This is a genomic window from Streptomyces sp. NPDC015130, from assembly GCF_043080005.1.
GTDB lineage: Bacteria > Actinomycetota > Actinomycetes > Streptomycetales > Streptomycetaceae > Streptomyces.
The window spans coordinates 212,055-224,504 of record NZ_JBIBVC010000002.1 but is presented as its reverse complement, the minus strand read 5'-3'; the positions used below and the strand labels follow the sequence as shown (position 1 = coordinate 224,504).

The 12,450-nt window shown below is 70.1% G+C and carries 9 protein-coding genes; 3 read left to right on the top strand and 6 right to left on the bottom strand.

Going from position 1 to position 12,450, the window contains the following annotated elements; genetic code table 11:
• Window positions 1-49: 49 nt before the first annotated feature.
• Window positions 50-619 carry a dienelactone hydrolase family protein gene (locus tag ACF08F_RS04340; RefSeq protein WP_392296971.1) on the top strand — a complete coding sequence of 190 codons (570 nt, stop codon included), beginning with the start codon at window positions 50-52 and terminating at the stop codon, window positions 617-619.
• 76 nt (window positions 620-695) lie between these two features.
• Here ACF08F_RS04340 and ACF08F_RS04335 read toward each other — a convergent pair whose 3' ends face one another.
• The 5 genes from ACF08F_RS04335 to ACF08F_RS04315 form a co-directional block, all read right to left on the bottom strand.
• The gene (locus tag ACF08F_RS04335) at window positions 696-1,652 is read right to left on the bottom strand and encodes a zinc metalloprotease (protein WP_392296970.1); all 957 of its coding nucleotides are present in this window, start codon (window positions 1,650-1,652) and stop codon (window positions 696-698) included.
• Between the two features lie 356 nt (window positions 1,653-2,008).
• Complete coding sequence (locus ACF08F_RS04330) at window positions 2,009-3,658, bottom strand: alkaline phosphatase D family protein (protein ID WP_392296969.1); 1,650 nt, start codon at window positions 3,656-3,658, stop codon at window positions 2,009-2,011.
• 218 nt (window positions 3,659-3,876) lie between these two features.
• Window positions 3,877-4,692 (bottom strand): DsbA family protein, encoded by an 816-nt coding sequence (locus ACF08F_RS04325; RefSeq protein WP_392296968.1) that lies wholly within the window; start codon window positions 4,690-4,692, stop codon window positions 3,877-3,879.
• A gap of 59 nt (window positions 4,693-4,751) precedes the next feature.
• Window positions 4,752-5,438 (bottom strand): hypothetical protein, encoded by a 687-nt coding sequence (locus tag ACF08F_RS04320; protein WP_392296967.1) that lies wholly within the window; start codon window positions 5,436-5,438, stop codon window positions 4,752-4,754.
• An 85-nt stretch (window positions 5,439-5,523) separates the two neighbouring features.
• Window positions 5,524-6,873, bottom strand: coding sequence for a DUF2252 domain-containing protein (locus ACF08F_RS04315; RefSeq protein ID WP_392296966.1), 1,350 nt, complete (start codon window positions 6,871-6,873; stop codon window positions 5,524-5,526).
• 190 nt (window positions 6,874-7,063) lie between these two features.
• Between ACF08F_RS04315 and dnaE the strand changes: the two genes are divergently transcribed.
• Complete coding sequence (dnaE, locus tag ACF08F_RS04310; RefSeq protein ID WP_392296965.1) at window positions 7,064-10,603, top strand: DNA polymerase III subunit alpha; 3,540 nt, start codon at window positions 7,064-7,066, stop codon at window positions 10,601-10,603.
• A 106-nt stretch (window positions 10,604-10,709) separates the two neighbouring features.
• On the opposite strand, the gene ACF08F_RS04305 is transcribed toward dnaE, so the two are convergent.
• The gene (locus ACF08F_RS04305; protein WP_190622960.1) at window positions 10,710-10,883 is read right to left on the bottom strand and encodes a hypothetical protein; all 174 of its coding nucleotides are present in this window, start codon (window positions 10,881-10,883) and stop codon (window positions 10,710-10,712) included.
• Between the two features lie 259 nt (window positions 10,884-11,142).
• On the opposite strand from ACF08F_RS04305, the gene ACF08F_RS04300 reads away from it, so the two are divergent.
• Window positions 11,143-12,438: an NYN domain-containing protein gene (locus ACF08F_RS04300; RefSeq protein ID WP_392296964.1), complete on the top strand. Its 1,296-nt coding sequence runs from the start codon at window positions 11,143-11,145 to the stop codon at window positions 12,436-12,438.
• Window positions 12,439-12,450 lie beyond the last annotated feature (12 nt).

The window sequence follows — 12,450 nt, the reverse complement described above, 5'->3', positions numbered from 1 at the left end:
GCGGTCGGGGTGAGCGGTGCGGTCCGGGCCGGGTGGCAGGATGGGACGCATGGACATCATGCTCTTCCACTCGGCCTACGGGCTGACCCCTTCCGTCGAGGCCGCTGCCGAGCGGCTCCGGGCCGCCGGGCACCAGGTCTGGACGCCGGACCTGTACGACGGCAAGACGGTCGGGACCGTCGAGGAGGGCGTGGCGCTCCGGGACGAGGTCGGCAAGGACGAGCTGCTGAAGCGGGCGGTCCTGGCCGCCGCCCCGTACTCCGAGCGCGGCCTGGTCTACATGGGCCTGTCCCTCGGGGCCTCGATCGCCCAGACCCTGGCCCTCGGCGACGAGAAGGCGCGTGGGCTGCTGCTGTTCCACGGCACCTCGGACCTCGCGGAGTCGGCCTCGGTCGACGAGCTGCCCGTACAGCTGCACGTGGCGGAGCCGGACCCCTTCGAGACGGACGACTGGCTGTCGTCCTGGTACCTCCAGATGCGCAAGGCCGGGGCGGACGTGGAGATCTACCGCTACCGGGGCGCGGGGCACGTCTACACGGACCCGGAGCTGCCCGACTGGGACGCGGAGGCGGCCGAGCGGACCTGGTCGGTGGCGCTGGCCTTCCTGGACAGCCTGTAGGAACCACGCCCGAGGGCGCGGCGGGAGTCTCTCCCGTCGCGCCCTCGGTGTGTGTCCCGGTGTCAGCCGTGCTCGGTCAGCCGGCGCGGTACGAGGTCCAGAACTGGTTCATCCGGGTCACCTGACCGGCGGTGAACTGGTACATGCACGCGTCGTACGTGTAGTCCATGAAGTTGTGGATCGGGTCCACACCGGCCTTGGAGGCGCAGGAGTCACGGCCGGTCGGGCACTCGTACGCGGGGCTCTTCTCGGCCGGGGTGTCGGCGACGGAGTCACCGGCGCCGTTGCAGCCGCCCTGGAAGGTGTGGTAGAGGCCCATCCAGTGGCCGACCTCGTGGGTCGCGGTGTCACCCTCGTTGTAGTTGGCCGAAGAGCCGCCCGGCAGCGAGGAGTCCAGGACGACGACACCGTCCATGGACGGGTTCGAGGCGTACGAGGACGGGAAGGTCGCCCAGCCGAGGAGGCCGCCGCTCAGGTTGGCGGTGTAGAAGTTCAGCGCGCCGGCGCCGCCCTTGCGGAGGGTCTGCTTCATCTGCTTCTCGGCGGTGGAGCCGGAGGCCAGGTTGTACCAGGAGGCGTTGTCCGTGTAGTCGGTACCGGCCAGCGTGAACTGGAAGTTGGTGTTCACATTGCCGGTGCCCTGGCCGGCGTAGGCCGCGTTCAGGACGTTCAGCTGGTTGTTGATGGCGGTGGCGGAGAGCTTGCCCGTCGTGCCGCTGTGGATGACGTGGAAGTAGACGGGGATGTTGACCACGGCGGCGGCGTCCGCGGCGGCGCTGAGGCGCCCCTGGACGGCGGCCGAGGCCAGCTTCTTCTTCAGGTCGTCGTCCATGGCCTTGGCCTTGGCGGCCGAGAGCTCGTTGGGCTCGGCGGCGTGGCTGTCGGCACCGCGCGCCTTGCGGGCGCTGGAGACGCCGGCGTGGTCGGAGTGGTCGTCCACGCACTCCTCGGCGGAGGAACCGGCCAGGGCGGCGCTGGACGCGCCGGTGGCCACGGGGGCCGAAAGCGGAGCCAGGGCCAGCGTTCCGGCCATGACGGCGGTACCGAAAATACGACGTGACATACGGGGCGAAATACGGGCAAGAGCACGCATGGTGACTCCTCGTGGGGGAGGGTGGGAGAGGAACTTCCTCGCCACGGCCCGGAGATTACGCGTCCATGTCAGACGTCGTTGAGGAGTGATCAAGCCCAATCATTCGTCGGGCAATTCGGTACATCGGGAAGAAATTCTTGCGCCGATTCCGGAGGTTGAGACCTCGACGTAACGGATGAAGTGCCAGAGGCGGGTGGTGTGTCCGGATTCGATCTCCGAAACTCGCCACCCGCCGTAGCGATGTGATCTCCCGTTAACACGAAAGATCATGGCTGAAAATCGCCGTTAGGAACTGGTCAGCGGACCGGCTGGTACACCCGCTCGACACGCTGCGTTCCGTTCTTGGTCCGGTAGGAGCGCGCCCAGGCGGTCGTCGCGGCCGGATCCGCCTTGTCGGAGACCGTGTAGTAGTCCATCTGCGAGTGCTCGGATGTCACGTCGAGCACGCCGTAGCCGTGGTGGTCCATGTCCACCCACTTCACATGGCGGTTGGCGGCCTTCACCGCGCCCGCGGCCACGACCGAGAGCGTCCCGGGGGCCACGTTCAGCATGTCGTCCAGGTTGTCCGAGCTCACCGAGGTGACGACGAACTCGGTGGCCGCCGAGGCCGACAGCGGGTACGTCGCCGCCTTCACCGGCACGTCGTTGGCCCAGGCCATGTGGATGTCGCCGGTCAGGAAGACCGTGTTGCGGATCGCGCGCGAGGTCAGGTGCCCGATCAGCTCCTTGCGGTCGTCGGTGAAGCCGTCCCACTGGTCGACGTTGACCGCGAGCCCCTCCTTCGGCAGGCCCATCAGCTCGGCGAGCGGCTCCAGGAGGTGGGCGGGCAGGGCGCCGAAGGCGATCGGCGAGATCATCACCGAGGTGCCGACCAGCTGCCAGGTGGCGTCCGAGCCCGCGAGACCGGCCTTGAGCCAGTCCAGTTGGGCGCGGCCGGCGATCGTCCGCTCCGGGTCGTCGACCGAGCCGCTGCCGGTCTTCGCCGGGGCGGAGCGGAACGTCCGCAGGTCGAGCAGGTGCAGATCGGCCAGCTTGCCGAAGCGCAGCCGCCGGAAGACCGTGCCCTCGGTGGAGGTGCGGACCGGCATCCACTCGAAGTACGCCTGCTTGGCGGCGGCCACCCGGGCCGCCCACTCGCCCTCGGCGCCGGGGGTGTGGTTCTCGGCCCCGCCCGTCCAGGCGTCGTTGGCGAACTCGTGGTCGTCCCAGATGGCGACCACCGGGTGGGCGGCGTGCAGCGCCTGGAGGTCGGCGTCGGTCTTGTAGTGCCCGTGCCGGGTGCGGTAGTCGGCGAGCGAGACGATCTCGTGGCGCGGCTCGTGCTGCCGGACGGTGTCCTTCGCCTCGGGGTAGACGCCGCTGGCGTACTCGTAGACGTAGTCGCCGAGGTGGAGGACGGCGTCCAGGTCGGCGCGGCCGGCGAGGTGGCGGTACGCGGAGAAGTGGCCGGACTCCCAGTTCGCGCAGGAGACCACGCCGAAGCGGACCCCGGGGGCGGCGGCGTCGGCGGCCGGCGCGGTCCGGGTGCGGGCGACCGGGGAGACGGCCTCGCCCGCGGTGAAGCGGAACCAGTAGGCGGTCGCGGGGCGCAGGCCCCGCACGTCGGCCTTCACGGTGTGGTCGGAGGCGGCGCTCGCCGTGGTCGTGCCGGAGGCGACGGTCCGGTCGAAGCCGCGGTCCTCGGCGAGCTCCCAGCCGACCGTGACGTCCGGGCCGAGGCCGGAGCCGGGGACGGCCTCGGGGGAGGGGGTGACGCGCGTCCAGAGGAGGACGCCGTCGGGCAGCGGGTCGCCGGAGGCGACACCGTGGAGGAAGGCGGGTGCCCCGGAGTCCGCGAGAGCGGGGGAGGCGGCGCCCAGGAGGGCGGGCGCGGCGACGGCGGTGACGGCGGCGGCCTTGACGACCGTGCGACGACTGGGGGCAGAAGATATGAACTGACTGGTCACGGGCAGTCAGATTACTGACGGGTAGGCCAGTTGGGCAGCCGAATTCCGGAAGTTCGTCGACTTGTCGCCCACAGGACGCGCCGCGCCCCTCGGAACACCGGCGCCACACCCGAACTGCCGGCCGTGCGTCGGCGCCGTCGGCGAGGTCCGGTACGTCGCCGGCCCCGGACCTCAGGGGAGGTCCGGGGCCGGGCGAAGGGTGGGGCGGGTGCCGAGGGTCAGGCCTTCAGGGCCGCGTCGATCGCCGTGGTGAACTGGTCGGCGGTCATCGGCGGGCTGTCGGAGCCCTGCGCGGTGACGGCCTTGCCGTCCATCTTCAGCGTCGGCGTGCCCTGCACGCCGCTCTCGTCGAAGGCCTTGGACATCTTCATGGCCCAGGCGTCGAACGTGCCGTTCTCGACGTTCTTCCTGAACTCGGCGTTGCTCTTGAGGGCCGGGACCGAGTCGGCGATCTCCAGGAGGTACGAGTCCTTGGCGAACTTGTCCTGGTTCTCCTCCGGGTGGAACTCCGTCGAGTAGAGCGCCGACTTGAACTTCAGGAAGGCCTCGGGGCTCACGTTCAGCGCCGCGCCCAGGGCGGACAGGGCGTTCTTCGAGCCCTCGCCGGGGACGCCGTTGTCGATGAAGGTGGCACCGACGTACTTGATCTTGTACTTGCCGGCCTCGACGTCCTTCTCGATCGTCGCGCCCACGCCCTGCTCGAAGGTCGCGCAGACGGGGCAGCGCGAGTCCTCGTACAGCTCCAGGGTCTTCTTCGCGGAGGACTTGCCGATGACGACCGTCGTGCCGTTCGTGCCCGAGGTGTTCTTCGGGGCCGTGACGGTCGTCGCCTCCGCGGCCGTCTCCCACTGGGTGGGCTTGTTCGACTGCACCACCGCGTAGCCGATGCCGCCGGCGGCGGCCAGGACGGCCACGGCCGAGACGCCGACGACGAGCTGCCGGCGCGCCCGGTCCTTCTTCGCCTGCCGCTCGCGCTCGACGCGCAGCCGCTCGCGGGCGGCGGCCTTGTTGGACTGGCTGTTGCGTGCGCTCATGATCGTGATCTCCGTGAAGGTGTGGGGAAGAGAAGAGGGGAACCGCTGTACCGGGTCGCTCAGACGAGAGCGAAGCCCGGGAACGGCGGCCCCCGCCGCCCCACGGAGTGCACGAGCAGCCGGACACGGGACGACCGGGGCCGTCCCGCGGGCCGGACGGCCCGGCCCGGAGCCGAACCGCCACCGCGGAAGAAGGCCACCACGAGCAGCAGCGGCCGGAACGCGAAGGCGGCCACCGCGCCGAGCAGCCGGGCCAGCGCCCGCTCCCCGCCGCGCAGCCAGAGCGCCGCCGTGAGTCCGACACCGATGTGCGCCAGGAGCAGCAGCCACGGCAGCGCCGGGTCGGGGGAGTCGAGCAGGGCGGCCGCGGTCCCGCTCTCGGGGGCGGCCACGCCGGGCAGCGGGGCGCCCACCGCACCACCGCAGAAGACCTCCACGCCGACCGCGCGCAGCGAACCGGCGACCGGGCCGCCCGCGGCGCCGTAACAGACCACCTGGCCGCTGGTGAACAGCGTGTCGGCCGCCAGCTCCAGCGGGACGAGGAGCCCGGCGATCGGGCCGAACCCGCGCTCACGGCCGGCCAGCGCGTACGCCACGGCGAAGACGCCGGCCGCGACCGGGACGACCGTCCCCAGCGGCAGCGGCACGCCGGAGAGCAGCACGTGGGACGCCACGGACAGCGTCACGACCAGTGCCGTGAAGAACGCCGCCCGCAGCGCCCTCAGCTGCGTCCCTGCCATGTCCATCGTCGTGGAGTGTGCCATGCCGAGCCGTAAGGGGTCGCTAAAGGCAGCCTGTGAACCGCCCCTGCGGGCCCTTCCGGCCACCGCGCTACAGCCCCGGGATCCGGCCGTTGCGGAAGAGGTCCACGAAGATCTGGTGGTCGGCCCGCGCACGGGCGCCGTACGTGTGCGCGAAGTCCACGAGCAGGTCGGCGAAGCCCTCCTCGTCGGCGGCGATCGCCGCGTCGATGGCCCGCTCCGTCGAGAACGGCACCAGCGACTGCCCGCTCGACTCGTCCGCCGCCGCGTGCATGGTCGCCGTCGCCCGGCCCAGGTCCGCGACGGTCGCCGCGATCTCGTCGAGGTCGTCGATGTCCGACCAGTCCAGGTCCACCGCGTACGGCGAGACCTCGGCGACCAGCTGCCCGGCGCCGTCCAGCTCCGCCCAGCCCAGCCAGGGGTCGGCGTGCGCCTGGAGCGCCCGCTGCGAGATCACGGTGCGGTGGCCCTCGTGCCGGAAATACTCCCGTACCGCCGGGTCGACGACGTGCCGGGAGACCGCCGGGGTCTGCGCCTGCTTCATGTAGATCACGACGTCGTTCTCCAGGGCGTCGCTGTGCCCCTCCAGCAGGATGTTGTACGAGGGGAGGCCGGCCGAGCCGATGCCGATCCCGCGCCGCCCGACGACGTCCTTGACCCGGTACGAGTCGGGGCGGACCAGGCTGGCCTCCGGCAGCGTCTCCAGGTAGCCGTCGAAGGCGGCCAGGACCTTGTAGCGGGTGGCCGCGTCCAGGTCGATCGTGCCCCCGCCGGCCGCGAAGCGGCGCTCGAAGTCGCGGATCTCCGTCATCGAGTCGAGCAGCCCGAAGCGGGTCTGCGCCCGGGCGGCGCGCAGCGCGCCGAGCAGCGCGCCCTCGGCGGTCTCCAGGGTGAAGGGCTGCACCTCGTCCTCGCCGGCGCCGGTCGCGAGGGCGTGGATCCGCTCGCGGTAGGCGGCGGCGCAGATCCGGACCCCCCGGGTGATCTGCTCGTCGCTGAGCGCCTTCGCGTAGCCGATCAGGGCGAGCGAGGCGGCGAGCCGCTTCAGGTCCCAGGTGAAGGGGCCCACGTACGCCTCGTCGAAGTCGTTCACGTTGAAGGTCAGCCGGCCGGTGGCGTCCATGTACGTGCCGAAGTTCTCGGCGTGCAGGTCGCCGTGGATCCAGACCCGGCCGGTGCGCTCGTCCAGGTAGGGGCCGGCGTCGATGCTCCCGCCCGCCCGCCCGGCGCTCTCCTTCTCCAGGTCCGAGTAGAAGAGGCAGGCCGTCCCCCGGTAGAAGGCGAACGCGGAGCCGGCCATCTTCCGGAACTTGACGCGGAAGGCCGCGGGGTCGGCGGCGAGGAGCTCGCCGAAGGCGGTGTCGAAGACGGCGAGGATGTGCTCACCGCGCTCCGCGACGGTGGGCTGGGGGACCGACATCGAGCTGCCTCCTGGTACCGGACGGGATGCGAGAATGTTCACGACAAATGGGACACGTGTTCCCGGTCTCTCAACGCGCGACCCTAGCCGTGAGTGCCCGACGTCTGTCAGTCCGGAGACGTAGACTTCCACGCTGTCCCCCCAGACTGCCCGCAGCCTGTCGACCCCCGTTCTCCGGAGGCCCCCCGCCGTGACCAAGCCGCCCTTCACGCACCTCCACGTCCACACCCAGTACTCGCTGCTGGACGGTGCCGCGCGGCTCAAGGACATGTTCAACGCGTGCAACGAGATGGGCATGACCCATATCGCCATGTCCGACCACGGCAACCTGCACGGGGCGTACGACTTCTTCCACTCGGCGAAGAAGGCCGGGGTCACCCCGATCATCGGCATCGAGGCGTACGTCGCCCCCGAGTCCCGGCGCAACAAGCGCAAGATCCAGTGGGGCCAGCCGCACCAGAAGCGGGACGACGTCTCCGGTTCCGGCGGTTACACCCACAAGACGATCTGGGCGGCGAACTCCACCGGACTCCACAACCTCTTCAAGCTCTCCTCCGACGCGTACGCCGAGGGCTGGCTGCAGAAGTGGCCCCGGATGGACAAGGAGACCATCTCCCAGTGGTCCGAGGGGCTCATCGCCTCCACCGGCTGCCCCTCCGGAGAGCTGCAGACCCGGCTCCGCCTCGGCCAGTTCGACGAGGCCCTCAAGGCCGCCTCCGAGTACCAGGACATCTTCGGCAAGGAGCGGTACTTCCTGGAGCTGATGGACCACGGCATCGAGATCGAGCGCCGGGTCCGCGACGGACTCCTGGAGATCGGCAAGAAGCTCGGCATCCCGCCGCTCGTCACGAACGACTCGCACTACACGTACGCGCACGAGTCGACCGCGCACGACGCCCTGCTCTGCATCCAGACCGGCAAGAACCTCTCCGACCCGGACCGCTTCCGCTTCGACGGCACCGGCTACTACCTCAAGTCCACGGACGAGATGTACGCCATCGACTCCTCGGACGCCTGGCAGGAGGGCTGCCGCAACACCCTCCTGGTCGCGGAGCAGATCAACACCGACGGCATGTTCGTCGAGAAGAACCTCATGCCGAAGTTCGACATCCCGGAGGGGTACACCGAGGTCAGTTGGTTCCGCGAGGAGACCATGCGGGGCATGCACCGCCGGTTCCCCGGCGGCATCCCCGAGGACCGCATGAAGCAGGTCGAGTACGAGATGGACACCATCATCTCGATGGGCTTCCCCGGCTACTTCCTCGTCGTCGCCGACTTCATCATGTGGGCGAAGAAGCAGGGCATCGCCGTGGGCCCGGGCCGAGGCTCCGCGGCCGGCTCGATCGTCGCGTACGCCATGGGCATCACCGACCTCGACCCGATCCCGCACGGACTGATCTTCGAGCGCTTCCTCAACCCCGAGCGCGTCTCGATGCCCGATGTCGACATCGACTTCGACGAGCGTCGGCGCGTCGAGGTGATCCGGTACGTGACGGAGAAGTACGGCTCCGACAAGGTCGCCATGATCGGCACGTACGGCAAGATCAAGGCGAAGAACGCCATCAAGGACTCCGCGCGCGTCCTCGGCTACCCCTACGCCATGGGCGACCGGCTCACCAAGGCCATGCCCGCCGACGTCCTCGGCAAGGGCATCGACCTCAACGGCATCACCGACCCCTCGCACCCGCGCTACGGCGAGGCCGGCGAGATCCGCGCGATGTACGAGAACGAGCCGGACGTCAAGAAGGTCATCGACACCGCGCGCGGCGTCGAGGGCCTGGTCCGGCAGATGGGCGTGCACGCGGCCGGCGTGATCATGTCCAGCGAGCCCATCGTCGAGCACGCCCCGATCTGGGTGCGGCACACCGACGGCGTCACCATCACGCAGTGGGACTACCCCCAGTGCGAGTCGCTCGGCCTGATCAAGATGGACTTCCTGGGCCTCAGGAACCTCACGATCATGGACGACGCCGTCAAGATGGTGAAGGCCAACAAGGGCGTCGAGCTCGACCTGCTGGCCCTGCCGCTGGACGACCCCAAGACGTACGAGCTGCTCTGCCGGGGCGACACCCTCGGCGTCTTCCAGTTCGACGGCGGGCCCATGCGGTCGCTGCTGCGGCTGATGAAGCCCGACAACTTCGAAGACATCTCCGCCGTGTCCGCCCTGTACCGGCCGGGCCCGATGGGCATGAACTCGCACACGAACTACGCCCTGCGCAAGAACAAGCAGCAGGAGATCACCCCGATCCACCCCGAGCTGGAGAAGCCGCTCGAAGAGGTGCTCGCGGTCACCTACGGCCTGATCGTCTACCAGGAGCAGGTGCAGAAGGCCGCCCAGATCATCGCCGGCTACTCGCTCGGCGAGGCCGACATCCTGCGCCGCGTGATGGGCAAGAAGAAGCCCGAGGAGCTGGCGAAGAACTTCGTCATCTTCCAGGAGGGCGCGAAGAAGAACGGCTACAGCGACGAGGCCATCCAGGCGCTCTGGGACGTCCTGGTGCCCTTCGCCGGCTACGCGTTCAACAAGGCGCACTCCGCCGCGTACGGCCTGGTCTCCTACTGGACGGCCTATCTCAAGGCGAACTACCCCGCCGAGTACATGGCCGGTCTGCTCACCTCGGTCAAGGACGACAAGGACAAGTCCGCCGTCTACCTCAACGAGTGCCGCCGCATGGGCATCAAGGTGCTCCCGCCGAACGTGAACGAGTCCGAGTCGAACTTCGCCGCCCAGGGCGACGACGTGATCCTCTTCGGCCTCTCCGCCGTGCGGAACGTCGGCACCAACGTCGTCGAGTCGATCATCAAGTCGCGCAAGGCCAAGGGCAAGTACAGCTCCTTCCCGGACTTCCTCGACAAGGTCGAGGCCGTCGTCTGCAACAAGCGGACCATCGAGTCGCTGATCAAGGCCGGCGCCTTCGACGAGATGGGCCACACCCGCAAGGGCATGGTCGCCCACCACGAACCGATGATCGACAACGTGGTCGCGGTCAAGCGCAAGGAGGCCGAGGGGCAGTTCGACCTCTTCGGCGGCATGGGCGAGGAGACGAGCGACGAGCCCGGCTTCGGTCTGGACGTCGAGTTCTCCGACGTCGAGTGGGAGAAGTCCTACCTGCTCGCCCAGGAGCGCGAGATGCTCGGCCTCTACGTCTCCGACCACCCGCTCTTCGGCATCGAGCACGTCCTGTCCGACAAGACGGACGCGGCGATCTCCCAGCTCACCGGCGGCGAGCACAGCGACGGCGCGGTCGTCACCATCGGCGGCATCATCTCGGGCCTCCAGCGCAAGATGACCAAGCAGGGCAACGCCTGGGCGATCGCCACCGTCGAGGACCTGGCCGGCTCCATCGAGTGCATGTTCTTCCCGGCCACCTACCAGCTGGTCTCCACCCAGCTCGTCGAGGACACGGTCGTCTTCGTCAAGGGACGCCTCGACAAGCGCGAGGACGTGCCCCGGCTCGTCGCCATGGAACTGATGGTCCCCGACCTGTCCAACGCCGGGACCAACGCCCCGGTGATCCTCACCATCCCGACGGTGAAGGTGACCCCGCCGATGGTCAGCAGGCTCGGCGAGATCCTCAAGCACCACAAGGGCAACACCGAGGTGCGGATCAAGCTCCAGGGCCCCCGGACCACGACCGTCCTCCGGCTCGACCGGCACCGGGTGACGGCCGACCCCGCCCTCTTCGGCGACCTGAAGGTGCTGCTCGGCCCGTCCTGCCTGGCCGGCTGACCTCCTCCGTACCCCCTACGGCACGCGCGCGGGGCGCGTCCGCAGTACACGCGCAAGGGGCGCGCCCGTCGTCACGGGCGCGCCCCTTTGCCGTCGATCGATCGCGTCAGTTGTGACCGAAGCGCTTCTGACGGCCCTTCCGTGCCATGTCACCCGGGGTCACCTGGGTGGCGCGCTGCTCCGCCTGCGACTCCATCGCGGACTGCTGCGCCTGCTGGGTGCCACGCTCTGCTGCCGACGCCTTCTGCTGCATACGGTCCTGCTTGCGGTTCTTGGCCATGGGGATGATGCCTCCTCAAAGGGACCTAGGGGCCAGGGCCGCTGTCAGACTCACACACGGGAGAATGGGCCGCATTTTGGATCATTACGGAACGTAAGGTCCGGGGTGGACGTGATATCCGCCACGCCGATGATCCAGTTCCGACCGTCAAGCCCCCGGCCGTCGGGCAGACTCGAGGGCAACGAAGAACGCGAAGAGAACGAAGAGACCCCGAGCACCTTCCGACCCCCGAGTCCGACCCCGAGGTTCCCGAAAGAGGGTGGAACACGTGGACCGCTGCGTCGTCCTGGTGGACGCCGGCTACCTGCTGGGCGCCGCCGCCAGTCTCCTCGCCGGGGAGCCGGCCCGTTCCAGAATCGCCGTCGACCACGCCGCGCTCATCCAGCAGCTGCGGGAGCGCGCCGAGGCCGAGACCGCACTGCCCCTCCTGCGGATCTACTGGTTCGACGGCGCACCCGACCGGGTGCCCCAGCCCGAGCACCGCAGACTGCGCGTGATGCCCCGGGTCACGGTCCGGCTCGGCGCCCTGACCAGGAGCGACGGACGCTGGGCGCAGAAGGGCGTCGACGCGGCCATGCACACCGAGCTGACCGAGCTCGCCCGCAACAGGGCCTGCTCCGACATCGTGCTCGTCACCGGCGACGGCGATCTGCTGCCCGGCCTCATGTCCGCCAAGGAGCACGGGGTCGCCGTCCACCTGTGGGCCGTCCAGGCCGCCGACGGCGACTACAACCAGTCCGAGGACCTCGTGGCCGAGGCCGACGAGCGGCGGGTCCTCGACCGGACCTGGATCACCCGGGCCGTCCGCGCCAGGGACCTCACCGGCATCTGCGCGCCCCCGCCCGCCCCGCGCCCCGAGATCGCCGCGATCCTCTCCGCGCCGCTGCCGGAGGCAGCCCTCGCGGCCTCCGCCGAACGGGCGGCCGAGGCGGCGTCGGCCGCGCGGAACGGCAGGGGGCCGGCCCCGGCCGAGACGCCCTCCTCCGACGGCCACGCGCACAGCGTCCCCGCCCCCGGCACGGGCAAGGGCGTCCCCACGCCCAAGGACCTCGCGGGACTGCGCGGCCCCGGCGCGCCGGGCGGACCGCTCGCCCCGGTGCCGCAGGGCGCGAGCGCGCTCCGCTGGTCCTCCGACCGGGGCTGGATCGACCGCCCGGCCACCTCCGCGCTCGGCGAACCGGCCGAGACCGCGTCCCTGCCCACCCTCGCCCTCCTCACCAGCGCCGAGCAGCGCTGGGCGGACCGCGAGGAGGACATCACCACCGTCGGCGGCGACCCCTTCGAGGTCGGACAGGTGTTCGCCCGCCGCTGGATGGAACGGCTCCCCGAACAGAGCCACGTCCAGAAGCTCTCCACTCTCTACCCCCGCATCCCGCACCGCATCGACGGCGAACTCCTCCGCTACGCGGCACGGTTCGGCCTGCTCGCCCACAAGGACGACCAGATCGACGAGCACGACCGGTACGCCATCCGGGCCGGCTTCTGGCGCGAGATCGACGTCCGAGCCGCCGCCGAACACGCCCCCGCGCCCGGAGCGGGCCCGGGGACCCCGTAGGCTCTTCCCCCG